Consider the following 24762-nt stretch of genomic DNA (forward strand, 5'->3'; position numbering starts at 1 on the left):
AAGGAGGTCTTTATGAGAGTTTTATTTGCTGCAGGACGTGTTCGTGAGGTTACTGATGTCGAGGTAGTAGGAATGGATGTAGGTGACGGACAGATTATCGGAACACAGGTTAATTTCATCATGGCTAACGGAAACAAGGTTGAGTACATTTATTCCCAGGATGTGCCGATTGAGGAATCAGGACAGCGAGCTGTTGAATTTGTTCAGAAATTGTACAAAGAAGGTATTGCTGATTTTTCACAGGAAATAGTTGAGATGCTATAGTTCATAATAAAAAAGTAACTCCCCTCAAAGTCTGAGGGGAGTTTTGCTATTAATACTAAAGCTTTCAGTTTTTAGGTAAAGAACATTAACAGTACCGTAAAGATAAGACATACTACTATGAGTGTGATCATTCCGGGATTAAGGATGGCATCTTTACTTAGCTTGCCTTGAATCGGTGCTCCGGGAGTAGTCTCTAAAAGCTTCCCTTTTCTAATGTAATTTATAAGCAGGATAAACCCGATTATGGCTACGATATATTGGATCATGGAATAAATTATACTTGCTTTGTTTGTGGGCGAAAAACTCGGATCGATCAGTATTGGAACAAAGGCCCCAAAGAAATTAAAGGTGCAGTGCAAGATTATTGAATAAATCAGCTTTCTTGTGTAAACATAAACATAGCCAAATATGATACCAACAGCAAAAGCATAGAAGAATTGGAATATATTTTCATGAATTAGTGCAAATATAAGAGCGGATACTATTATGGCATTCCACTCACCATAGCGTCTAATGTAGCCTATTACTGCATATCTGAAGACAAGCTCCTCGAAAATCGGTGCCAGTACCACACTGAGAAGAAACACCATAGGAAGAGACATATTTGACAATGCTGACGTAAGAATATCATTTAAATGCTGACCTGTTATTGAACCTAATATCAAAGCAAGAATATTGCCTATGAGTGAGCCCAGTATTCCAAGAGGGAACATAAACAACAGGAAATTGATTAATTCTCCGGGAGTAAGGTTTCTTTGCATGGTTTTTTCTACCGGAGTTGAAAACTGCATTCCATTAAGCGGAACATCTCTGAAACGAGGTGTGTTAAGAACGAGTATTGTAAGCGGTACAGCTACAAAATAGCTTGAACATGCGGTTATAAGATTTATTAGTGTGGAATTTGCTCTGAAGCTGGCGATAAGGGCAGCAGTCTGTGAAAAATCAATGGCAGGTCCGCCATTTGATGCTGCCACCATTGCATCGAAGTAATATACGAAGGCATAAATAAATGCTGCGATCATTATTGCGATTGCACTGATAAGGTTGGATGCGACAAGATAAAAAACGATCGAAAAACCCAGATGTGAAAACTTCTTTTTAACTGTCATTAAAATAATCTCCTTTGAAATCAATGGGTGAAAATATTATTTTCTTTTCTAGCGAAATTATACGAAATAAAATCAAGGGTGTAAAGAAATCTCTTCTGTGTTATCATAACTTCTATGAAAGAACGGGATGAGAGCAGGGTAGGTATCAGAAAAGCAAAGCGAGCTGATTACCGCCTGGAGCGCAAAAAATTCATAAGTGAGGGAAAGAGTCACTACAGATGCAGATTTGCAGAGGCTGCCTATGAGCTTGGCGATATGTACCGCAAGGGTATTGGAGGTTCCGTGGATATCGCACAGGCTTACTTTTATTATCTTCAGGCAGAGTATGCGGTTATCTTAAGACTTCAGGTCAGAAGAAACACTGATGATGAAGCTTTCATCGCAAAAATCAGGCTTGTTCTTGCACAATTGAGAAAGAAGCTTGGTTATGGAAGCGAGAGGCTCTACTGTAGCCCGCATCCCTTTGTACTCTATCAGGCACTTGAGGATGGCCATGACATAATGGTTTCGTTCAGGCATATGAAAAGCGGCAGAATCAAGATCATATGTGCCAGAATACCTAAGTCCGGAGCCGATGAATGCAAGAGATCGAGAATGCTGATAACCTACGACAGATTCCACTACTGCGAGCTTAAGGATTTCGCTATAACCTATGGACAGAACGTTCAGGGATTATGGTATGAGGAATCAGAGGACTGCATACGAGTGGATACCATCACGCTTGTAATGGATGAGAAGAATGGAAACAGGTGTGAATTCTACTATCGTGGGAAACTGGTTGCTTATATATGTGCTGAAGACTATGTCGTCAGCTCGGGAAGACCGCGGTATATTAGATTTTAACAGGAAACTATTTTTCTAAAAATATTATAAAAATGCGAAAAAAACATTTTTTATGTGTTGTATTATCGGAAAAGTGTGATAAAATCTAAGTATATTGATGAATGAAGTATATAAATGCAGGCAGGACCTGCAAAAAATATAAATCGTTCTGCGGTTTATGCATTATGAGGGAGAAAGAGCCAGTGTAAAACACTGGCTCTTTTGTTGTGTTATGGCTAATATGAAAACTTCCCATACCCGAGGCCTTACTGCGCCTTTTGAGTATGGGAAGTCTGCAATTTATACTTATTCTTCTTCTGAGGCGTCAATGACACTTTCAATTTTGTTGTGAAGCCATACGATGTCCTGGTCAAATGCTTTGAGGAGTGCGGCGGAATACTTGGATTTTCTGATGGCATCCGTTTTTCTGACAGCAGCAAGAGATACTTTAAGCTCTTTAATGTTCTCGAGTGTTTCTGTCATCTCATCCTTTAGGGAAGCTGAACCGCGTATACAGCCGTCAAGAACGCTTCCTATACGGCTGCCCTTGTAAACGATTTCACGGGCTGAGGACATTATTTCTGACCTGAAGACATCCAGTGCTTCAAGATAGTCCTCCTGAAGAGCATCCTGCTTATCCAATGTTTCCCTGAAATCCTGATTAAGCCTTGAGAGGCTCTGAATCAGAATATTTGTATAATTAGTGCTCTGTCTGTAGTATTCATTGCTGGCAGAAGAGTACATATCAGCATATCTGGCTGCATCTCTGTGCGCGGATTCTATGGTGTTAACGGAAGAGCGGACTGTCTTAAAGCCATTTTCCAGAGCATCAAGCTCCGCATCCAGTGCAGCCGAGATTTCATGGATTTTTCTTGAAAGATTACCGACCTCTGCTGCTACAGTTGTTGAAAATTCGCGGCTCTCCTCATTCATATGGGTGGCATCGATCGTGGTGTTAAGAGCTAAAAGATCTGCTTCCGATGCGAGGGATTCAAGCATTTCTTTCTTCTTGGAAAGACTCTGAACCTGCGCGTGGTACTGCTCTAGTGAAGACAGAGTATAGGCTACGGACTTTTTCAAAATGTGAGAAAAAGAAGAATAGCTTCTTATCTGCGTTACGAGATCAGGGTCAGGCATATATTCTTCGGCAAGCTTTGGAAGATTGATCTGCGGGATCTCGATATCCTCAGCTAATTCTGAATTATCAGGAAGAGACGGAAGGCTGTCAGTAGTCTCCTTGATAGACGAGAGAGCATCACGAACCTTCTCAATTGTCTCGTTAAGAGTGCCGACATCATCGATGTGCCCTTCGGTGGTGGAAACTATATCGCCAACCTCCTTAATGAGCGCATCAAAACTCTCATCCTGATCACAAGAGAATGAGTCAAGGTCATTTTCTATTTGGTTTCTTCTTCCTTTTAATGCGATGGGAATATCTCTGATGGGCGAGATGAGGTCAGTGAGCTTCTTCCTCTTAACAGCTTCCTGTCTGCTGATAGTAGGAGCGAACTCTTCAAGCGGCATATAATTATTATCAAGTTCATCTTCATAATTTCTGCCAAAAAGAGCCAAGATGTTTGATCCTCCACCCGATTATTTATAAATTCATTATATCATAATATTTTAAGAATATATTAATTGCATTTAGACGCTTATTTGCTAACATTAAAGTTGACAAATCACATGGGAGACGCGGTTTATGATTGCTTTTAATACAATTTTTAAACGGGCTATCATATGTCTTGTGGTTGTGTGCTTTTTGGCATGCACTATTTTTGGTTGCGGAAAATCGCTGAATAAATCAGGTGATGTTACTACTATAAAAATTGCAGTTGCTATGCCTGAAGACGATTTTAGATGTGACTATATAAAGCAGTTTAAAGCTGATGTGGAAGAAGGAACAGATGGAAGAGTTTTGTGTGAGATTCATTACATAAATGAGTATAATGACCAGCTGACTGCATATGAGGCTATTAAAAAGGATAAAATTGACATGGCTGTGATTGCCGCTCCATATTTTACCGACCTTATTCCGGAAGAGGGTATAACTGGACTGCCATATCTTTTTGGAGATCACGAGACTGCATGGGAATTTGCAAAAAGCGATATAAATAAGGCTATTGATGAAAAGCTGGAAAAGAAGGGGCTAAAAGTAATCTGCCACTATTGCGGTTCCTTCAGATGTCTTTCCAATTCAAAGCACACTATAAACGCTCCCGAAGATATGAAGGGGCTCATCATAGGAACTGTCAGAAGTAAGGTCCTTATGGATATGTTCTCAATGCTTGGCGCTACCTCTTATAACTACATTGGTGCCGAACTCTACGATAACCTTAACAGAAGAACTTATGATGGTGCGGACTGGTCTGTTACAACCTTTTACACTAATCAGTATTACAAGCTTCAGCCTTATGTATCAGTGACTAATCACGCTTATAATCTATGGAACGTGGTAATGAGAACTGATGTATACAATTCGCTTGGGGATGAAGACCGGGCGGTAGTGGATGCCGCAGCAGAGTCTTCTTCACTTGCTGAGCAGAAGGGCGTTCATGAATTTGAAGATGATATTTTTAAAAAGCTGACCGCTCTGGGTGTTGAGGTAACCTATCCGGATTTAAAGCCCTTTATGGATGCCACTGAGAAAATAAGGGAGAATTACTCAGGAGATTTCAAGGATGTATATGAGGAAACCAAGGGCTGGCTCGCAAACAGGTGATGTGAAAGCTGTGTGACTATTTGGTCAAGTGATTAAAAAATATCACGATTTCTGACTATTTAGTCATGTAATCACAAATTGTAGTATTTTTTGATTTATAAAAACCCTAAATATGGTATAATTCTTACATAGACGTAGGAGTTATACCATTTTTTCTTACGTCTAACTAAATAGGATGGGGGGAAGTGCATGAAAAAAATCTATGTACTCGATACTAATGTCCTCATTCAGGCGCCACACGCTTTAAAGTGTTTTGACGACAACGATGTTGTCCTGCCGCTGGTGGTACTTGAAGAACTGGATTCGCACAAGCGCGACGAGGGTGAGCGCGGTGCCAATGTCCGTGAAGTAATCAGGCTCCTTGAAGAGCTGAGAAAGGAAGGCGATCTTACAAAAGGAGTAGAACTCCAGGACGGAGCAATCCTAAGAGTAGAGAAAAACTACAAGGATGTTGAGCTCCCCAAGGATATGGTGGAATACAAATCCGACAACCGTATCCTCAGAGTATGCAAAGGGCTTTCGGATACACAGAAGGAGAAGGTAATCCTGGTAACAAAGGATATTCTGATGCGAATTAAGGCACAGCTCCTCGGAATCCAGGCTCAGGATTTTACAACTGAACAGGTAGTATCCGGTGATGATCAGTATTTAGGAAGAATAAGGGTATACGCACCGGAAGAGATATTTAAAGAATTTAGAAGAAAGGGAGTGCCGGTAGATGCAGTTTATACCTGCGATGAGAATGGTAATAAGATAAAGCCGGAGCTCTATGAAAATGAATTTGTGATTCTCCAGGGTGACCAGTCCACTAACAAGACACAGATGGGCCGAGTTGATCACGGAATCATCAAGAAATTAGAATTTGAAAAGGCGCAGCCCTACGGGGTTACACCGAGAAATGCAGGTCAGTACTTCCTTCAGGAAGCATTGATGCAGCCCGCGGATAAAGCGCCACTTGTCATAGTAAAGGGAATGGCAGGCACGGCAAAGACATTTTATTCACTTGCTGTAGGTCTTGAGAAAATGATAAACAGACCAACGGGAGAATACAGAAGAATTCTTGTCTGTAGGCCTAACTCACAGTTTGATGATGATATAGGTTTTCTTCCCGGAGACGAGCAGGAAAAGATCGGGCCGCTCATGAGGCCTATCATTGATAACCTAGAGCAGCTTATCGATTCCAGTGAAGAGGAGAGATATGCTGATGAGAAGGAGCTTCAGGATAAAACGGATGAAATTTTCGAGAGAGGAATAGTCCAGACTGAGGCACTAAACTTTATCAGAGGTCGTTCAATCTTAAAGACATATCTCATCATAGATGAGGCCCAGAACATGACACCGGCTCAGGCCAAGGGTATCATCACAAGAGCCGGTAAGGATACCAAGATTATTCTTCTCGGCGATCCGAACCAGATAGACAGACCATTCCTTGATGAAAGGACAAATGGATTATCATATGCTTCCGAGCATATGAAGGGCTCGGAATTATGCTGGCAGATAACTCTCAGCGCCGAGGAATGCGAGAGATCAAGACTTGCTATGGATGCCATAGGAAGAATGAGAGACAAAGTAATATTGTAATGAGTAAGCCTCTACCCGGGTGGATCCCGGATAGAGGCTTTTTTATTCAATAGGAAATTCCTTTGGATTTCCTATTGAATAAAAAGAGCTCCGCTAAGGATGCGACTGGTGCGCAGATGAATTTTGCAAGCTAAAGCTTGCGCGCACCAGCGCGCAAAGAGTCGCGAGCGACTCTTTGTTCTGCCTGTTAGTTTTGCTGATAGGAATCCTGGATAGATGTTTTTTATACCTGTTAGTTTTGCTGATATTCTTTTAAGCCTTCCCCCTATGGGGGAAGGTGGCACGAAGTGCCGGATGAGGGGCATTTATGTATAACTTGAAATTACGTAAGACTTTATTTGATATTAAGCGCACAATTCTGTTACAATCTCTTTATCTGTGGACAATTTTATGAGGAATGGAATATGAAATCACTAATTGCAGCTTTTTTAACAATAACCTGCCTTATGAGCTCTATTAATGTCACCGGTGGACTTTTGACGGACAGACCAAACGGTGGAATCAGGCAGGGACTTGCCATGTATTGTCAGCCCAGAGATAGCATAGATGTTGTAATGCTCGGGTCAAGTCACGTTAATTATGGAATAAATACCGCTAAAATCTGGGAGGATTACGGCATCTCTGCGTATGATTATTCTTCTGCCGAGCAGGCGATATGGATATCCTACTATTACCTTCGGGAAATCTGTAAATACCAAAAGCCCAAGGTAGTGGTCTTGGATTTCTTTGCGCCGGCAGCTTTTCTTGATGGCTATGCTGATAAATACTATTATCTTCAGGATGCATTCTGCGGTTTTCGCTATTCAATGAATAAGGTGGAGATGGTAAATACTGCGGTAGATGGCGATGAGGAATTAAAAAAGAAATACATCTATTCTTATTATTCACCTGAGAATTCTGATGACCTGACTGCATTAAAGGATGGATGGGGTAAGGATTACAGCTCCTTTAAGGGATACACGCCCTCTTTTAAGCAGGCGCCTGTGGAAACACCTGTACCAAATACAACGGATGTGAAGGCACCTTCTGAAAAGTCACAGAAATATCTAAGGAAGATCATAGATTATACATATAAAAACGGCATACAGCTTTATATAACAATCGTTCCATATCATCTCAATGTAGGGCAGCAGGAAGGGGTAACCCAGGAGGAAGACCTCAGATATAACTGGCTTGAGAATTATCTTGCAGGGATTAAGGATGAGGGAATTGATAACATATATTTTGACTACACCTTCAAACATATCGGAGACCTTGGAATAGATTACGAGGGAGGCACACATTTTGCTGATGGAAGCTCCCATCTGAATTATTACGGAAGTACCCAGTTTGCAAAATATCTTGCAGAGGATTTAAGAAACAGATATGGCGCTGAGCTTTTGCCGGATCACAGAGGTGATTCTGCATATAGCTCATGGGATGTTAATGTGTCTGAACTGAAGGAACAAGTTTCAAGTGAGGGTTGGGAATGGCGATGAAAAATAAAAAGAAAAACTCAATGAAGATATTTATTGCCATTGCAGCTGTATCCCTTGCTGTGCTGGCTATCCTGGTCTATCTGCTTGTTTTTAAGACAGATAAAGATACAGATATTAAAAAGGCTGATGATGAGGCTACCTATTCCTCTGAAGTGGATACTGAAGAGAAGGCCGCAGAAGGACAATCAGAGGAAATAGCAAAGGAGCCATTGGAAGAAGCATCAGAAAATGCATCAGAAGAGCAGGCAGAGGAAGCTTTGGATGGAGCCTTAGAGGAAGTGATCATATCAGATCCTTCTGAGGTTATTGCAAGCGCTGAATATAAGGACGGACTTATAGGAAGGGCATCGCAGTTTAAGGATGACTGTGCTTTGTTGTATCCTGATAGCTCAGACGATCTTTCCAGATTTTCACTTCTTGATATTGATAAAGATGGGATACCTGAGCTTATTATGCATGATGTTGCAGGAAAATGCGCTTATTACTGTAGCTTTGCAGCGGGCGGTGTAACTGAACCCTTTGAGATTTTCAGAGATGAGGATAATGGTGAGTCTTCATTCATTCCTGAAGCCTATGCCGCTCTTTATCTTGAAAAGAATCTCTTCATAAAGTATGTGATAACAGGTAACTATGAAAAGATAGAAAGCTACATTTACCGCGTTAATGCAGAAACAAAGGCTCCGGAGCTTATGAATTCTGTAGTAGTAATGAAGGGTTCAGATGGTAACAAGACATATTCCGATGGTGATGGCAATGCTATTTCCGCGGAGGAGTATACAGCGGTTTATAAGAATACGCTTGCAGATGATTTTGGACATTACTTCCTTGATGAGCTCATGATTGCAGATGGAGAGTATGACTTCAATTCACAGTATACCTTCAATTCAACTGCAGCTCTTTCTCATATGACTTTGGATGAGCTTACAGGGTATCTTGGTCAGAATTAGTAGATGACTTAAAACAGTAATAAGCTCAGAATTAGTATTTGGCTTAAAACAGTAATAAGCTCAGAATCAGTATTTGGCTTAAAACAACAATAATCCGCTAAGATTGGGGGATAATCGACTTGCTTTTTCAGTTGACAACTTTTGTTTTTTTAATAGTTACATTTTTACTTTTTACTATCACTCCGGGCAAGCTACGGAAATGGGTTCTTCTTATTGCCAGTGTCATTTTTATATATTGGCAGGGAAAAGCCTTCGGACTCTCTGTGCTGCTTGCGATAACCGCATTGTCTTATGCTTTTGGTGTGATTATCTCGCACTTCAAAACTAAGAATGAGAAGAGAGCACAAGGTGTAGCTCTTACATGTGGCGTTATCATTTTTGCCGCCATTTTGTTTGGCTGGAAATATCTTGCGCTGATTTCATCTCTTATAGGAATAGAGGTTCCGGGTAAGATTTCTGAGCTCGGGCTTCCAATAGGACTTTCCTTTTATACTTTTCAGGCTATCAGCTATATTGCTGACGTTTACAAGGGAAAATCTAAAGCCGGCGGGAATCCTTTTATGTATGCTCTTTATATGATGTGGTTCCCTAAGTGGATGAGCGGCCCCATAGAGAGGGAAGCTGACTTTGCTTTGCAGATTGAGAAGACTGAAGGAACAAAGCTCTTTGATTTTGAAAAAGCGGTTAGGGGACTCTCATATCTTCTGTGGGGACTTTTCATGAAGATGGTCATAGCTGACAGAATTGGAATCCCGGTTGACCTTGTTTTCGAGAAGCCTACAGAATTCGGATTCTTGACCGTCATGCTTGCGTCATTGCTTTATACCATGCAGATTTACTGTGACTTCGCAGGCTATACCAATATAATGATCGGAATATCATCCATGTTCGGAATAGAGCTGACACAGAATTTCAGAACACCATATCTTCGTGAAAATGTGGTTGATTTCTGGCGCGGCTGGCATATTTCACTCAGTAATTTCCTTAAGGATTACGTTTACATTCCCCTTGGCGGTAACAGAAAAGGAACGGCTAGAAAAGCATTGAACACCCTTGCTGTTTTCTTTGTGTGCGGAATGTGGCATGGCGCAGGACTTACATTTATTGTATGGGGAATCTTCCACGGGGTAATGAATGTACTTGCAAGTATCATGAAAAAGAGCAGAGCAGAGTTTCTCGTAAAGGGAATGATGGGAAGGTTTATAAGCTTTGTCCTGGTATCTTTTGCATGGATATTTTTCAGAGCACCTGACATGGGAGTTGCACTAACCTTTATAAAAAGTATGATACCTTTTGTCGGCACTGCGGGGATTAGAACAGGGCTCTCTTTTCAGGATGGTCCTATGCTTGGACTATCTCAGATCGAATGGTGGATAGCAGGACTGTCTCTAATTCTTCTTACTGTCATGGACGCTTTAGCCTACAGGAAGGATAGTATTCCTCCTGAAATGGCTGCCACAAAATGGGGGGATTTTTTAAGAGGCGGAGTTTTTGTTTTTCTTGCACTTGTCATTTTGATATTTGGAAGATATGGCGCAGGAGATGAGATACGTAGCTTCGTTTACGCACAATTCTGACAAGGTAAAATAATGATCCTTTTTTTGTAAGATGAAATAATGATTAAATTCATAGCCTTCTCCCTATGGGAGAAGGTGTCAGCGAAGCTGACGGATGAGGGTTCTATGAACACTAAGCATATAACAAAAAGAATAATAGCAACACTTCTAAGCATAATAATATTTATTCTTGCAATAGGCATCGCCAATAATATCCTTTGCACCAAAACCGAGGCGGGTATTACACAGATGCGCGCGCTCTATGACCAGCCAAAGAATTCCATCGATGTGGTTATGCTGGGCTCAAGTCATGTGCACTGTGGAATCAATACTGCAAAGCTATTTAGCGACTATGGAATTGCGGGGTATGATCTCTCATCAGCAGAGCAGCCTCTTTGGGTTTCCTATCACTATTTGAAGGAAATCTGTAAAACGCAAAAGCCAAAGATTGTTGTTCTCGATTTTTTCACGGCAGCAGCCTTTCAGGAGGATTACAAGTTTCACTATTATTTCTTGAGCGATAGCTTGTATGGGATGAGATTTTCTCTGAATAAACTGCAGCTGATGAATGCCTGCTTCGATAATAAGGAGGAACTTTGGAACAAGTATTTTCCTTCATTTTTCGGATATCATGACAGGTATAACAATCTTGAAGACGGAGATTTTGATTATGCATTTGGCAAAGACCTTAGCTATTACAAGGGCTTTGTTCCTCACTTCCACAATGAGGTGATGCCTGATCCTGTGATAGACACGGATGAGTGCAAGCCGCCGATGGAAAAGTGCATCACATATCTTGATAAGATAATCGAGTTTACAAAGAAAAACGATATTGAGCTATATGTGACTATGGTTCCTTATGAGCTCAATGTTGAGCAGCAGGAGGGGCTTGTTCAGGAGGAGACTCAGCGCTACAACTGGCTTGAGAAATATCTGCTCGAAAAAAATGCCGCAGGAGATGGCAATGTGTATTTTGACTATGTGTTCAGACATCTTGAAGACATAGGCCTTGATTATACAGGAGGTTCTGATATTTCTGACGGAAGCTCGCACCTTAACTATAATGGGGCTAACAAATACACTGACTATCTTGGGCGAACATTAAAGAGCCTCTATAACGCTGAGCTTTTACCGGATCATAGGGGGGATTCAAATTATGACTCATATTTAAGACATGCTGAATATATAGAGCAGTTGGTAGAAGAAAATTTGAAAGAACAATAAGGATTAGATTAGAACTAATAGCTATAAGTTATGTTGGATATCTATGACCTAATAATATTTCCAAACTATAATCTTGCTAGTGACAGGTGTTTTGGGCTAATTTGCGGCCGCAATAGTCAAAAGTCAGAGGATGTAGCCGCGGATTTCAGAGCTAAAGGGAAAATTTCTAAGCAAAATGCGGCCGCAAAAGCCAAAAGATAGTAAATGCAGCCGCGGATTTCAGAGCTAGAGGGAAAGATTCTAAGTAAAAACGCGGCCGCAAAAGCCAAAAGTCAGTGAATGTAGCCGCGGATATCAGAGTTAAAGGGAAAAACTCTAAGCAAAACGCGGCCGCAAAAGCCAAAAGTCAGTAGATGTAGCTGCGAATATCAGAGCACATAGTAAGAATTTTAATCAAATATGCGGCCGCAAAAGTCAAAAGATAGCAAATGCAGCCGCGCCTATCGTGATTCACTAAAATTAGATGAAACGTCCCGATCCTAATAAAAATATGGGTATTGTCGCAAAGAGATCAATAGCCTGATTTATTTCTAAAATATTTATTAAAAAAACTCATATCACGTAGTGATATGGGTTTTTTTTGTTAGAATAAACTTAATTATGATAAAAGTAAAACATCTTATGAGATATGGGGGATTTCAAAGATCATATGGGAGTATTGATCACTCTTAAAAATGTCGGCAAGACGTACTATTCCGGATCGGTTGCCAATGAGGTATTAAAGGATGTAAACCTGACAATTGATGAAGGGGAGATGGTTGTAATTCTTGGGCCTTCAGGATCAGGAAAAAGTACGCTTCTTAACATGCTAGGTGGACTTGATAGCGCCACCTGCGGTCAAATCACCTTCGGTGAGAAAACAGTTACCGATTTAACAGACAGACAGCTAAGTGCTTTCCGCGCAATAGATGTTGGGATAATTTTCCAGTTTTACAATCTTATTCCGACTCTTACTGCCATGGAAAATGTCGGGCTTATGAGTGAGCTTGGGATTGAAACAATGGATCCTTTAGAGGCGTTAAAGCTCGTAGGTTTAGAGGAAAGAAAAAATAATTTTCCATCTCAGATGTCGGGAGGACAGCAGCAGAGAGTTGCCATTGCCAGAGCCATTGCAAAGAAGCCAAGGCTCTTATTATGCGATGAACCTACCGGAGCACTGGATACTGAAACCGGAAAGGAAGTATTGAAGCTCCTTTGTGCCCAAAGTAGAGAAGATAACAGAACTGTTGTAATGGTTACGCATAACGCCCTTTTTGCAGATATAGCGGATAAGGTCATATATGTGAAAAACGGAACCGTAAATAAGATCGTAAAGAATGATAATCCAAAAAGTGCTGATGAAATCGTATGGTGAACTTTTGAAAAAAATCAGCTAATAAACATAATCCATGTAAAATAGAAGTTTGCTTTCAGAATTTCAGGAGGGGGATATGAAGCGAATTGTCAGAAATATAATTGCAGGTGTAGTAGTTCTTGCAGCAGGAGGAGGCGTCTTTGCATACAGCATGATTCCGGATTCTGTTGATGTTGAGAAAGCCGTAAAAGGAAATGTAACAGAGAGCATTAGTGAAATAGGCCTTATTGAAGCTGATGCTGCGGTAACTGTATATGCTCCGGCAACAGGAAAGCTGTCATCCATAACCTGTAAGGTCAATGACTGCGTTAAAAAGGGCGATGTGCTTGCTGATTATGACATTACCGAGGCTGAGGATCAGTATAATAAAGCAGGTCTTAATGTAACGTACCATGAAGACAATTATAATGCTGCGGTAACAGATAATAATACGAACAGATCCAAGGCAGCCACAGCAGCCAACAAGGCAGGTGCGCTGCTGGCTCAGTATGTCTCTGTTGAAGAAGACAGAGATGATATAAGCATTGCCCAGAATGCAAAAAGCGGAAGCATACAGCAGAATATTCAGGGCGTTGAGGGTGAAATAGCAAAGCTTCAGACTAATCTCGAGGTTGAGGCTGCAAGACTTGAGGCGGAAACCGGTGCATATCAGGAAAGCCATGGAAAACAGCTTGAGATGGAGGGAGAGCTTGATCAGGTTAATGAAAAAATAGAGATATCAAAGAAGCTTATAAAAAATTATCAGTCAGAGCTTGAACACTATTCGCAGGATTCGGAGGAGTATGCGAAATGTATTGAGGAGATTCAGAAAGAATCAGAGAATCTTGAAGCTTTAAAAGCAGAGAAAAAGATAGATAAGAAAGAGTATAAAAAGATAAAGGAACAGACAAAGCAGTCTGCAAATGGCAAAGAGAATGCCAGAGAATCCGTAAACAACTTAAAGGACAGTCTTAATAACAGCAGGGATGCACTTGCTTCAATACCGGTCGATCAGCTTTCAACTGAGGATTTTGCCAAATATGCCGAGCTTTCAAGACAGCTTGAACTCATAGATAAGGAATGGTCTACATCTATGACTGAGAAGGCTGCTGCTGAAGAAAAAATAGTGAGCGAAGCACAGTTAAAATCATATGAGGATTCAGTGGTGATCGCCAGAGCAGAGGAAGCTACAGCTTTGAAGGCTCTAAATATCGTTAAGCAGGGTGTGCTGTCATCAGCTACCGGAACAATCCTTGAAAGACTTGTGGATGATGGAGCTATAACAGAAGCAGGTACTCCGCTTTTTGTAATCCAGCCTGATAGCGGATATAAGGCGACACTGATGGTATCCAGATATGATATTGAAAATGTTGAGACAGGACAAAAGGCAGAGGCAACCATTGGTGCAAAGACCTATACCGGCACTGTATCAGCTATTTCTCCGGTGGCTACGACTACGGATACCTCGGGAAAACCCAAGGTAAAGGTTGAGATAACCTTTGATGATTCTGAGGCTCGACCTACTATAGGGCTTGAAGCACAGGTTAAGATTTTTACAAAAGAAGAAAAGAGCGTTCTTAGCGTTTTGGACAAAGCCGTTTATACAGGCGATGACGGAGATTATATCTACGTGCTTAAGGGAGGAAAGGCTGAGAAGAGAAGTATAGTCAAAGGCGCTGCGGGAAATGGAGTTACAGAGGTCCTTGAGGGACTTTCAGAAGGGGAGACGGTCATCGTTTCTGCTCTAAGCGACGAAGATGAAGGAAAAAGATTTAAGCCCGCTAATTAAGAAGCTTAAAAGATTTTTAGCAGACAGGTGAGGCGCAGATGATTCTTTTTAAGAAAGTATTGCGTGATCTTAAACAAAATGCGATCCAGTTTTTTGCGATCTATATAATGACATTACTTGCCCTTTTTATTCAGACAGGCTTTGAATCCAGCAATGTTGGTGCGGCCCGCACGGCTTCTGATTACTTTGATATGACAAACTACAAGGATCTGGATATTCAGGGAATCCAGTTTTCATATAGAGATATTGATATGCTGGGAAATCTGGACGGGGTGAGGAATGTTGATGGTATGTCTCGCGCAACCGGCAAGATTAACCTTGATAAAGAGAGATTGCTGGTCCTTAGTTATATAGAAAGCAATGATGTTTCCAAGATGCTCGTGACTGATGGAGTGGAATATACCCCCGGAAGCTCAGGCTGCTGGATAGAGAAGCGTTTTGCTGATCCAATGGGAATCCATGTTGGTGACACGCTAACCTTTACAAGCGGCAATTACACATTGCACGAAAAGGTAAATGGAATAGTATACTGCCCGGAATTTCTTTATTATCTTCCGAATGCGACGTATACAGAGCCGGAGTACGGTACTCACGGCTTTATTATCATGGATATAAGTGAGTGCCCAAGCGGTTATGCCGGGTTTGATATGCTTATTGTTGACCTTGAGGATGTAACACACAACGGCTATCTGCTTAGTGATGAAGAAAAGAACACGATGATCTCCATGCGTTCAAGGATAGAGCAGAAATTTGATAATTCCGATATTCTTATAAGAACTAAGATTGAGGATGAGGATTATATGGATTATGCAGGATCAATGGACTCAAATGATGCAATATCAACTGTGTTTCCACTGATATTCCTCGCAGTAGCGGTTCTTGGAATTATTACCACCATGACAAGACTTACCGACAAGCAAAGAGTACAGATAGGTACATTAAAGGCTTTGGGCTTTTCAAGGGAGAAAATAACTCTCCATTATATGTCTTATTCAGTGATCATTGCAGCTTTGGGCTGCTTATCCGGCGTTATCATAGGACCACTTGTTCTTGGGAATTATCTAAATAACCTCAATGACTACTACTATCAGAATCCCCTGCAGAATCTTCAGCTTACTGTAAAAACACTGTACATGTGCCTCTTTACCATAGCCCTTTGTATTGCGGTGACCTTTATAACTACAAGAAAGCTCCTTATTCAGAATGCATCGAAGATACTACAGGCTGAAGCACCTCAGTTTGAATCAACAAGTTTTCTTGAGAATACTGTAATATGGCGTTTGCTGAAATTTGCCACAAGATGGAATGTTCGTGATATCAGAAGAAATAAGCTAAGGACAGCTGTAAGTGTCGCAGGAATTCTGGTATGTAGTATGCTGATATTCATGGCACTTGGATTCTTTGAATGTCTGAGCAATCAGGCCGGATGGATGTACGGTGAGATTATCAGGGCAAATGAGCAAATTTGCTTTGCGGATGCCACACCCTATGGCACTGTTTACGAATATGCAAAGGAATACAATGGACAGCTTGTTCAGGTAGCTGCTGCAACACTGCGCACGGCCTTTGAGGAATCGGTCAGGGAGTTGACAGTCCTTGATGATGGTAATCTTTTCCTACTGGAGGATGAGAATCTTGAATATATAGAGCCTCCCCAGAGTGGAATCGTACTTTCTACCAAGATGTTTGACTTTTTGGGTGTCGAAGTTGGTGAGACACTTAACTTTACCATACCCGGAAGCTCAAGGGTATTCAGTGCCCCGATAGTAAAGAAATGCCGTTTGGCAGCGGGGCAGGGTATTATTATGAGCCGGAGTGCATGGGAAGAGATAGGAGGAGAGTTCGTCCCGAATTATATTTACACGAATATGACAGTGCCGACCTCATTAAAATCGAGGACGGAAGTAGTTTCTGTGGACAGTAAGGAGAAGCTGATAGAGTCTCTTAAGAATACAAATGAGATATCATATTATGTTTCCTATATTATCATTGCAATTGCTGTTGTGATGGGAGTTGTGGTTTTATATAACCTCGGTGTTCTGTCGTATGTTGAGAAGACCAGAGAAATAGCAACGCTTAAGGTTCTTGGTTTTACCTCAGGGGATATAAGAGTTATTCTTTTGCAGCAGAGCCTGTCTATAACTGCGCTTGGAGCGCTGCTTGGTGTGCCGTTTGGGCGTGTGATGCTCGGTTTACTTGTTGATCTTACAACAGGAATTTACTACGACATGGTCATTAATCCTTCCGCAATGCCATACCTTGGCGCTGTGATAGGAACGTTTATGGTATCTGTACTTGTAAATCTGTATGTGTCATCAAAGGTTAAATCTATCGATATGGTAGAGGCATTAAAGAGCAGGGAATAAGGGTTTAATAATATGTGAGGTTCAGTTAAAATAGTTTATTATGGGGAATGAAAATAACGAAAAAAGTAAAATTTCAATATGGGGAGTAATCAGAATAATTCTGATAGTTATTCTGATTGGTGTTATTTGCTACGAAGGTGTCATGGTTTACTTCGACCAGAAAGAATATTCCATTGCGGTAAACGAATATGACAATATCAGAGATAAGTATGTGGTGTCCGTTAAAGAGGACATTAAAGAAACTGATGAAGTAGGAAATGACAGCCGGGACACAGGCGCTGATGATGGCTTAGATGAGGAATATTATCCAAAGCTTGATATCGATTTCTCCGCATTAAAAGAGGTCAATCCGGATTTTATCGGATGGCTTTATTTTCCTGCGATCTCTTCGATCAATTATCCTGTTGTAAAAGAAAAGACAATAAATCAATACTTGTATAAAACCTTTGAAGGCGTGCCAAACAAAGCGGGCTGTATTTTCATGGACGTATTATCTGACCCTGAATTTTGCGGAATGAGCGATATGCTCTTTGGACATAACATGAAAAATGGATCAATGTTTGGTGCACTAAAGGTTCTATACAAAAATAAGGACGAGGATATCCTGGGGGATGAGCCTTACATCTACATTTACACTGAGGATAAGGTTCTGAAGTATAGGATTTTTTCATACTATAGAACGACGGATGGTTCATTCAGCTACACAGAGGTTAAGACTGAAGACGACTATGATAAGTATCTTGATTATGTTAAAAAGTGTTCAATGATAGATATTCCTAAAGATATCAGCTTTGATGATTATCCATCACTTCTTACACTTTCCACCTGTGCCGGCCAGCATGGAAGCGGTGTCAGGTTTGTTGTACATTCAGTAAAAATTGCCGCTTATGATAAATAATGATTAGGACTTCACTTCGAATTTTTAATTTGAAATGAAGTCTTATTTTTTGAAAAAATATTTCACATAAATGGAGGAATACGATACACAAAGACTCCAAAGTAGTCATATATTCCCGACATCACTGAACTTAGAATATAAGCATAAAGACATTCGAGATAACGATTCATAGTGATTCGTATATCGTGGATGCGTTGGGGGAAAATCCCCGGGAAAGGAAGGTCGTATGACTACATCATTAACAATGACAATCGTAATTGCCGCAATCATTATTTTTGCAATGATCATCATTGCAGCTGGTTATGTAAAGGCACCTCCGGACAGGGCTTACATCATTTCCGGACTTCGAAAGGTTCCTCGTATACTGGTTGGACGCGCAGGCATTAAAGTTCCCTTTTTTGAAAGAGTCGACAAACTCTATCTTGGACAGATGACTGTTGACATCAAAACAGAGCAGTCAGTACCTACAAATGACTTCATCAATGTTAATGTTGACGCCGTTGCTAAGGTAAGAATCGGCACAACACCTGAAGCTATTCAGCTTGCTGCCAAGAACTTCCTTAACAAGAATCCTGAGCAGATCACACTTGACCTCCAGGATTCTCTGCAGGGTAACATGCGTGAGATCATCGGTACCCTGGCTCTTAAGGCAATCAATACCGACAGAGACAGCTTCTCTGATCAGGTTATGGAAAAGGCTTCAAAGGACATGAGTAAGCTCGGTATCGAGATTCTCTCCTGCAACATTCAGAACGTAACCGATGAAAACGGTCTCATAAATGACCTTGGTATGGATAATACCTCCAAGATCAAGAAGGACGCAGCTGTTGCAAAGGCTCAGGCTGAAAAGGAAGTAGCAGTTGAAAAGGCAAAGGCTGACAAGGAAGCTAATGATGCAAGAATTGCAGCTGACCTTGAGATAGCGCAGAAACAGCGTGACCTTGCTATGAAGCAGGCAGAACTTAAACAGGAAACCGATGCAGCAAAGGCTAAGGCTGATGCCGCATACGAGATCCAGAGACAGGAACAGGAAAAAACAATTCAGACCAACACTGTTAATGCTCAGATCGCTAAGGCTGAGCGTGAGGCAGAACTTAAGCAGAAGGAAGTAGCTGTTAAGCAGCAGGAACTTGCTGCTGAGATTGAAAAGAAAGCCGATGCTGAGAAGTATCAGGCTGAGAAGAAAGCCGAAGCAGAGCTTGTTCAGAGACAGAAGAAAGCTGAAGCTGTTAAGTACGAGCAGGAGCGTGAGGCTGATGCTAAGAAGGCACAGGCTGAAGCTCAGAAGTACGCAGCAGAGCAGGAAGCTGCAGGTATCAAGGCTAAGTATGATGCAGAGGCAGCAGGTATTGAAGCAAAGGGTCGCGCCGAAGCTGAAGCAATCAAGGCTAAAGGTCTTGCAGAAGCTGAAGCAATGGAGAAGAAGGCAGAAGCCTACAAGAAGTACAACGGTGCTGCTATGGCTGAGATGATGATCAAGATCATGCCTCAGATGGCTGCTGAAATTGCTAAGCCTCTTTCACAGATCGATAAGATCAACATCTATGGTACAGGTGATGGCACAAATGGTGCGAGCCAGATTTCAGGTAACATGCCCATAGTTATGAAACAGGTATTTGATACCATGTCAGAGGCTACAGGCGTTGACTTTACCGAGATCATGAGAGCCGGAACCTATGATGCCAAGGTAAATAAGAACATCAATCTTACAGGAAGTGGCGTTAATGTAAGTGTTGAAGCAGACAGTGATGTTGTAACTGAATAATAATGAAGACAACTGGTTCAGGCAGCGTGGGTGGCCCCGGTCGAAAGACCGGGGCTATGATTATTGTCATTATGGAAGCATTCTTGAGTTTTAAAATAATGTGGTTGCTGTTGAGGGACCTGAATATCAGAAAAAATTATCAGGGTGTTAGTGCTATTCTGAAATATGTGGTACTATACTATAAAAATTATCCAAGAATGATATGGAGGAAAGTATGAGAAAAATTCTAGTTGTTATCGACATGCAGAAGGACTTTATCGATGGAAGTCTTGGAACTGCCGAGGCAGTTGCTATAGTTCCCAATGTGGTTGAAAAGATTAAGAGCTATGATGTAGAGAATATCTTTGCAACAAGAGATACACATCAGCCGGATTATATGTCCACTCAGGAGGGTGCTAATCTTCCTGTTGAGCATTGCATTGAAGGAACTCCCGGATGGGAAATAAATGGCGACGTAGCTGCAGCTCTTGGGAATGCAAAAGTAATAAATAAGCCCACATTCGGATCAGTTGAGCTTGCACAGGAGATAAAGAAAATCGCAGACAAAGAAGAAATCGAGATCGAGCTTGTTGGTCTGTGCACAGATATCTGTGTTGCATCAAACGCTCTTATTTTAAAGGCATTCATGCCTGAGGTTAAGATCAGCGTTGATCCTACATGCTGTGCAGGTGTAACACCTGACAAGCACAATGCTGCTCTTGAGACAATGGCTTCATGCCAGATTGCAATGGCATAATGAGAAAAACAATTACCGGTGATAACAATAATCCCCGCCTTACCTGTTTTGATAAGGCTGGGGATTTAATCTGTCTGGGATTACTTATAATCAGGGTGCAATGATTATAAAGAACATATTATAACCCGGCAAGAGTAGAAAGATCCTTTTTAGCTGAAGGAATATCCAGCTTGTAAATCTCTTCTGTTGCAAGTCTTACCTTGGCAACGTTGACTCCGGAATCCTTCGGGAAGCAGTAGTACTGAACATTCATATCACCGATGCTTATCATATCTCCGATCTCATACCAGAAGTAATCTGCGTAGAGAGAATAGGAGTGCTTTGGAGATTGTGAATAGGACAATTCACCATTACATCCGGTAAGCGTGAAGCCATTGATGTTGTGAACGAGTCTTCCTTCGCCAATTCTGTAGGCAGCCTTAGTATCTTTAACGGCGATGATATCTACCGGAATATCAAGGTAATATTTACCTTCAGTTATTTCCTTTTTGACAGAATCTCTTTCCCATCTATACCAGTCTGATATATATGAAAAGTCGTAGTTTCTTTCAAGGTATGTAGTATGTGCCTGACTTATGGAAGCAGGATTTGCATTGATAGAATTATTATCATGTATTTCATTTTCAGAAATATTTTGTTTTACAAGAGATCCGTCGTCTGTAAGCACCCAGACCATTTTACAAAAGCTGCAGGACAGATTAATACCTTTTCCTGTGAGAGTCTTTTCCTTGCCACAGACAGGACATTTGTATAGTACTCTGTGAAGTCCGTCGGCTCTGAATTCTTCAGATACCTTGATTCCATTTTCTCTTTGCCATCTCCAATGATCAAAGGTAAACTCGCGCTTAAGAATATCATTTAATTCGGACACACTTTTTTCCTTGATATCAGTAGGAGACAGGAGATACTTAACCCTGGCACTCACGGTAACATCTCTTTTCTGAAGACCATTGTAGAGAGGATCCCTGTGGAAGGATCCTGTGGTAGTTACCATCACAACCGGTACCTTAAAAAGCTTTAAGCATTTTCCAACACTCGAAGGAAGCTTTGTGGCAGTTCCGTCAAAGCTGTAGCTTGCTTCAGGAAACATTACAACGGAAGCTTTAAGGTCATTTAGGCAGTGCAGTATATCCTTGATAAGCGGCATGTCGGTGATGAATTTCCTTGCAGGGATGCAGCCAATCTGCCTCATAAGCCATTCCTTGCCAATAAAGCCATCAAGGGTTGTGACTATATGGAACTCTCTGTCATGAAAAATTTCAGCAACCATTTCAAGATCAGTACTTGAGGAATGGTTCATAAGAATAAGGCAGGGCTCATTTTTATTTAGCTTCTCCATGCCTTCAGTTTCATATGAAAAGTGACAATCCTCCAGATCCTTCTTTGCTACCATGCGCATGATAAAACGCCAGAAAGCTGTCTGTTTGCAAGGCTTTTTGTTCTGGTAGGTCTTTATATTTTCTACTTCTGGAAAACTCTTTGGTATTACCTTGATCTTCAATTTATAATCCCCCAACAAATTTAATAAACAATTAGAAAGTGTATCTCGGATTTTTACTCCGGGATGTTTTCATTCTTGAAGCTATGATTCAAGAATACATAGATACATGATACCACATTTAATTAATAGGAGAGGAATCTATAGCAGGTACTGTCATTTAGAGTCATAATATGCCCCAAAATAATACCAATGGATGAAAAAGGTTGATATTATATAAAGTATGAAACAATACATCGCAATTGACCTCAAATCCTTCTACGCATCGGTGGAAGCAGCGGGAAGAGACTTGGATCCACTTACAACAAATCTTGTTGTGGCAGATCCGTCTAGAACTGAGAAGACGATATGTCTGGCAGTGTCTCCGTCATTGAAGGAATATGGGATACCGGGACGTGCCCGGCTTTTTGAGGTTACGCAAAAGATAAAAGAAGTTAATAAAGAAAGACTCAGGCGGGCAATAAAGCTTGGAGTCGCACCAAAGGATGCTTCCGGAAACTATGTGTTTTCAGGGACTTCTTTTGATGCAGAAGACCTCAATAAGGATCCGTCGCTGGAACTATACTTTATAATTGCGCCTCCAAGAATGGCCCTTTACGAAAAAGTAAGTACTGAGATTTTTTCAATATACACAAAGTACGTCAGCTCAGATGATATCCATGTTTACTCGATAGATGAATGCTTTATAGATGTAACGGGATATCTTAATACCTATAAAATGACAGCCCATGAGCTTGCCATGACTATGATAAGAGATGTCCTGAAAAATACGGGAATAACAGCGACCGCAGGAATAGGCACGAATATGTATCTTGCAAAGGTCGCAATGGATATAGTAGCAAAGCATGTTCCTGCTGATGAGCAGGGAGTGAGGATAGCAGAGCTTGAAGAAAAATCCTACCGAGAGCTTTTGTGGTGTCACAGACCAATCACGGATTTTTGGAGAGTTGGTCGGGGAATTGCGAAGAGAATGGAAAAGCTACAGTGCTTTACCATGGGAGATATCGCAAGACTTAGCACTCAGAATGAAGATCTGATCTATAAGGCCCTTGGCATAAACGCAGAGCTTTTAATTGACCATGCCTGGGGATGGGAGCCCACTGACATCGCTACTATCAAGTCCTATAAACCGGACAACAATTCGATATCCTCGGGACAGGTCCTTATGGAACCCTACGACTATGAAAAGGGGAGACTCATCATCAAAGAGATGACAGAGCTAATGGTTCTTGATCTTGTGAAAAAAGGGCTGGTAACTAAACAGATCGGACTTACGGTGAGCTATGACAAGGATTGCATCAGGCCTGCGGTTCCCGGACGAAGCGGTAAGGATGACGTGTATATCGTAGTTAATACCGGAAAAGAATATACGGGTAATATTTCAAAAGATTATTATGGAAGAATTTCTCCTGAGCATTCCAACGGTTCTGAGAGACTTGATAAGTACTCAAGCTCAACAAAGAAAATCATGGATGCCATGATGAGACTTTTTGACAGAATAGTTGATCCTGATCTTATGATACGAAGAGTAGGCATTGCCGCTATCGGAGTAATTGATGAAAATAACATCCCGGAGGAAGAACCGGAGCAGCTTGATCTTTTCACAGATTATGCAGCACTTGAAAAGGAGAAGGAAGCGGAAAAACTGGCAGAGGAAAAAGAGCGAAAGCTTCAAAAGGCAACCCTTGAGCTTCAGGAGAAATTCGGCAAGAATGCTGTGCTTAAGGGCATGAATTTAAGTGAAGGAGCAACAACAATTATGAGGAACGGACAGATAGGAGGACATAAAGCATAATATCGTAAACTTATTGTAAAAAAAACATCAAGGCACTAATTAGGTGCTATTGAGCAAGAATTATATGGAAAATTAACTCGAAATCTAAGATAGTACTGTGTGGATGATAAATAATTAACAAAAGAGGTGATCAGGATATGATTCTTATTTCAGGTCCCGGTCACGGCGGTAATTTCTTTGTAGCCAATACATATCTTGAAGGATCATATAGTGAGGTTTATCCCAATATCAGTCGTGATATGGATGGTCTTCAGAAGCTTTGCAAGCATCCAGACCGCAGTGGCTTACAATGGAACAGGCTGTTAAGCACTGCACACAGGGTATTGGTATCTGGGATTGGGCTTCTACAGATACAGGAGAGGATCCGGATATCGTACTTGCATGCTGTGGTGATACACCTACACTTGAGGCACTTGCAGCAGTTGATATTCTTCACAAGGAGATGCCTGAGATCAAGGTTCGCTTTGTAAACGTTGTTGACCTTATGAAGATGGAGCCTAAGAATAAGCATCCTCACGGACTTTCAGACGTAGAGTATGATACAATCTTTACAAAGGATAAGCCTATTGTATTTGCATTCCATGGATATCCGACTCTTATCCATGAGCTTACTTATACAAGACACAATAGAAATATCCATGTATACGGCTACCATGAGGAAGGTACAATCACTACTCCTTTCGATATGAGAGTACAGAATAAGATTGACCGTTTTGACCTTGTAATCGCTATGCTCAACAACATGCCTCAGATGGGTAACAAGGGTGCATTCCTTGTACAGAAGATGAAGGATAAGCTTGTAGAGCATAAGACTTACATTCACGACGTAGGTGTTGATATGCCTGAGGTTGCTGAGTGGAAGTGGACAGGCGTTAAGTAATT

20 protein-coding genes and 1 pseudogene are annotated in these 24762 nt (G+C 41.2%); 18 read left to right on the forward strand and 3 right to left on the reverse strand.

Annotated elements, in window-relative coordinates:
* Positions 1–12: 12 nt before the first annotated feature.
* Positions 13–264, forward strand: coding sequence for a hypothetical protein (locus G586_RS0106040; protein ID WP_026527025.1), 252 nt, complete (start codon positions 13–15; stop codon positions 262–264).
* A gap of 71 nt (positions 265–335) precedes the next feature.
* Here the strand turns inward: G586_RS0106040 and G586_RS0106045 are convergent, their stop codons facing one another.
* A complete protein-coding gene (locus tag G586_RS0106045; RefSeq protein WP_026527026.1) occupies positions 336–1373 on the reverse strand; it encodes a CPBP family intramembrane glutamic endopeptidase in 1038 nt (345 codons plus the stop codon).
* Between the two features lie 114 nt (positions 1374–1487).
* Between G586_RS0106045 and G586_RS0106050 the strand changes: the two genes are divergently transcribed.
* Positions 1488–2216 carry an SEL1-like repeat protein gene (locus G586_RS0106050; protein ID WP_026527027.1) on the forward strand — a complete coding sequence of 243 codons (729 nt, stop codon included), beginning with the start codon at positions 1488–1490 and terminating at the stop codon, positions 2214–2216.
* Between the two features lie 285 nt (positions 2217–2501).
* Here the strand turns inward: G586_RS0106050 and G586_RS0106055 are convergent, their stop codons facing one another.
* On the reverse strand, positions 2502–3767 hold the full coding sequence (locus G586_RS0106055) for a hypothetical protein (protein WP_026527028.1): 1266 nt from the start codon (positions 3765–3767) through the stop codon (positions 2502–2504).
* 127 nt (positions 3768–3894) lie between these two features.
* On the opposite strand from G586_RS0106055, the gene G586_RS0106060 reads away from it, so the two are divergent.
* The 13 genes from G586_RS0106060 to G586_RS0106125 all read left to right on the forward strand — a co-directional run bounded on the left by G586_RS0106060 (position 3895) and on the right by G586_RS0106125 (position 20587).
* On the forward strand, positions 3895–4914 hold the full coding sequence (locus G586_RS0106060; protein ID WP_026527029.1) for a TRAP transporter substrate-binding protein: 1020 nt from the start codon (positions 3895–3897) through the stop codon (positions 4912–4914).
* 189 nt (positions 4915–5103) lie between these two features.
* The gene (locus G586_RS0106065) at positions 5104–6495 is read left to right on the forward strand and encodes a PhoH family protein (RefSeq protein ID WP_026527030.1); all 1392 of its coding nucleotides are present in this window, start codon (positions 5104–5106) and stop codon (positions 6493–6495) included.
* Positions 6496–6899: 404 nt separating this feature from the next.
* A complete protein-coding gene (locus G586_RS0106070; RefSeq protein WP_026527031.1) occupies positions 6900–7973 on the forward strand; it encodes a hypothetical protein in 1074 nt (357 codons plus the stop codon).
* A gap of 20 nt (positions 7974–7993) precedes the next feature.
* Positions 7994–8920, forward strand: a complete 927-nt coding sequence (locus G586_RS0106075; protein ID WP_155834035.1) for a hypothetical protein — start codon at positions 7994–7996, stop codon at positions 8918–8920.
* Positions 8921–9051: 131 nt separating this feature from the next.
* The gene (locus G586_RS0106080; RefSeq protein ID WP_196811549.1) at positions 9052–10497 is read left to right on the forward strand and encodes an MBOAT family O-acyltransferase; all 1446 of its coding nucleotides are present in this window, start codon (positions 9052–9054) and stop codon (positions 10495–10497) included.
* Positions 10498–10602: 105 nt separating this feature from the next.
* A complete protein-coding gene (locus G586_RS0106085) occupies positions 10603–11700 on the forward strand; it encodes a hypothetical protein (RefSeq protein WP_026527034.1) in 1098 nt (365 codons plus the stop codon).
* Between the two features lie 649 nt (positions 11701–12349).
* Positions 12350–13054, forward strand: a complete 705-nt coding sequence (locus G586_RS0106095; protein WP_026527035.1) for an ABC transporter ATP-binding protein — start codon at positions 12350–12352, stop codon at positions 13052–13054.
* Between the two features lie 76 nt (positions 13055–13130).
* The gene (locus G586_RS0106100; protein ID WP_026527036.1) at positions 13131–14822 is read left to right on the forward strand and encodes an HlyD family efflux transporter periplasmic adaptor subunit; all 1692 of its coding nucleotides are present in this window, start codon (positions 13131–13133) and stop codon (positions 14820–14822) included.
* Positions 14823–14860: 38 nt separating this feature from the next.
* Positions 14861–17188: an ABC transporter permease gene (locus tag G586_RS0106105; RefSeq protein ID WP_026527037.1), complete on the forward strand. Its 2328-nt coding sequence runs from the start codon at positions 14861–14863 to the stop codon at positions 17186–17188.
* 40 nt (positions 17189–17228) lie between these two features.
* On the forward strand, positions 17229–18086 hold the full coding sequence (locus G586_RS21930) for a class B sortase (RefSeq protein WP_051204605.1): 858 nt from the start codon (positions 17229–17231) through the stop codon (positions 18084–18086).
* A gap of 226 nt (positions 18087–18312) precedes the next feature.
* Positions 18313–19851, forward strand: coding sequence for a flotillin family protein (locus G586_RS21935; RefSeq protein ID WP_035772646.1), 1539 nt, complete (start codon positions 18313–18315; stop codon positions 19849–19851).
* A gap of 2 nt (positions 19852–19853) precedes the next feature.
* A complete protein-coding gene (locus G586_RS26780; protein ID WP_026527038.1) occupies positions 19854–20069 on the forward strand; it encodes a hypothetical protein in 216 nt (71 codons plus the stop codon).
* Positions 20066–20587, forward strand: a complete 522-nt coding sequence (locus G586_RS0106125) for a cysteine hydrolase family protein (RefSeq protein WP_026527039.1) — start codon at positions 20066–20068, stop codon at positions 20585–20587. Before G586_RS26780 ends, G586_RS0106125 begins: the two co-directional genes overlap by 4 nt.
* A 118-nt stretch (positions 20588–20705) precedes the next feature.
* Here G586_RS0106125 and G586_RS0106130 read toward each other — a convergent pair whose 3' ends face one another.
* On the reverse strand, positions 20706–22088 hold the full coding sequence (locus G586_RS0106130; protein ID WP_026527040.1) for a lysophospholipid acyltransferase family protein: 1383 nt from the start codon (positions 22086–22088) through the stop codon (positions 20706–20708).
* A gap of 220 nt (positions 22089–22308) precedes the next feature.
* Here G586_RS0106130 and G586_RS0106135 point away from each other — a divergent pair, with 220 nt between their 5' ends.
* The 3 genes and pseudogenes from G586_RS0106135 to G586_RS0106140 all read left to right on the forward strand — a co-directional run bounded on the left by G586_RS0106135 (position 22309) and on the right by G586_RS0106140 (position 24760).
* On the forward strand, positions 22309–23880 hold the full coding sequence (locus G586_RS0106135) for a Y-family DNA polymerase (RefSeq protein WP_026527041.1): 1572 nt from the start codon (positions 22309–22311) through the stop codon (positions 23878–23880).
* A 113-nt stretch (positions 23881–23993) separates the two neighbouring features.
* Positions 23994–24137 (forward strand): annotated as a pseudogene (locus G586_RS27615) (hypothetical protein); the annotation flags it as partial.
* 2 nt (positions 24138–24139) lie between these two features.
* Positions 24140–24760 (forward strand): hypothetical protein, encoded by a 621-nt coding sequence (locus tag G586_RS0106140; protein WP_330363245.1) that lies wholly within the window; start codon positions 24140–24142, stop codon positions 24758–24760.
* Positions 24761–24762 lie beyond the last annotated feature (2 nt).

This window comes from Butyrivibrio sp. VCD2006, assembly GCF_000423925.1.
GTDB lineage: Bacteria > Bacillota > Clostridia > Lachnospirales > Lachnospiraceae > Butyrivibrio.

Coding starts and splice junctions, on each gene's coding strand:
- G586_RS0106070 (WP_026527031.1), top strand. CDS start 6,900: ATGAAATCACTAATTGCAGCTTTTTTAACAATAACCTGCCTTATGAGC.
- G586_RS0106125 (WP_026527039.1), top strand. CDS start 20,066: ATGAGAAAAATTCTAGTTGTTATCGACATGCAGAAGGACTTTATCGAT.
- G586_RS0106095 (WP_026527035.1), top strand. CDS start 12,350: ATGGGAGTATTGATCACTCTTAAAAATGTCGGCAAGACGTACTATTCC.
- G586_RS0106105 (WP_026527037.1), top strand. CDS start 14,861: ATGATTCTTTTTAAGAAAGTATTGCGTGATCTTAAACAAAATGCGATC.
- G586_RS0106040 (WP_026527025.1), top strand. CDS start 13: ATGAGAGTTTTATTTGCTGCAGGACGTGTTCGTGAGGTTACTGATGTC.
- G586_RS21930 (WP_051204605.1), top strand. CDS start 17,229: ATGGGGAATGAAAATAACGAAAAAAGTAAAATTTCAATATGGGGAGTA.
- G586_RS0106060 (WP_026527029.1), top strand. CDS start 3,895: ATGATTGCTTTTAATACAATTTTTAAACGGGCTATCATATGTCTTGTG.
- G586_RS26780 (WP_026527038.1), top strand. CDS start 19,854: ATGAAGACAACTGGTTCAGGCAGCGTGGGTGGCCCCGGTCGAAAGACC.
- G586_RS0106100 (WP_026527036.1), top strand. CDS start 13,131: ATGAAGCGAATTGTCAGAAATATAATTGCAGGTGTAGTAGTTCTTGCA.
- G586_RS0106075 (WP_155834035.1), top strand. CDS start 7,994: ATGAAGATATTTATTGCCATTGCAGCTGTATCCCTTGCTGTGCTGGCT.
- G586_RS0106085 (WP_026527034.1), top strand. CDS start 10,603: ATGAACACTAAGCATATAACAAAAAGAATAATAGCAACACTTCTAAGC.
- G586_RS0106135 (WP_026527041.1), top strand. CDS start 22,309: ATGAAACAATACATCGCAATTGACCTCAAATCCTTCTACGCATCGGTG.
- G586_RS0106065 (WP_026527030.1), top strand. CDS start 5,104: ATGAAAAAAATCTATGTACTCGATACTAATGTCCTCATTCAGGCGCCA.
- G586_RS0106045 (WP_026527026.1), bottom strand. CDS start 1,373: ATGACAGTTAAAAAGAAGTTTTCACATCTGGGTTTTTCGATCGTTTTT.
- G586_RS21935 (WP_035772646.1), top strand. CDS start 18,313: ATGACTACATCATTAACAATGACAATCGTAATTGCCGCAATCATTATT.
- G586_RS0106050 (WP_026527027.1), top strand. CDS start 1,488: ATGAAAGAACGGGATGAGAGCAGGGTAGGTATCAGAAAAGCAAAGCGA.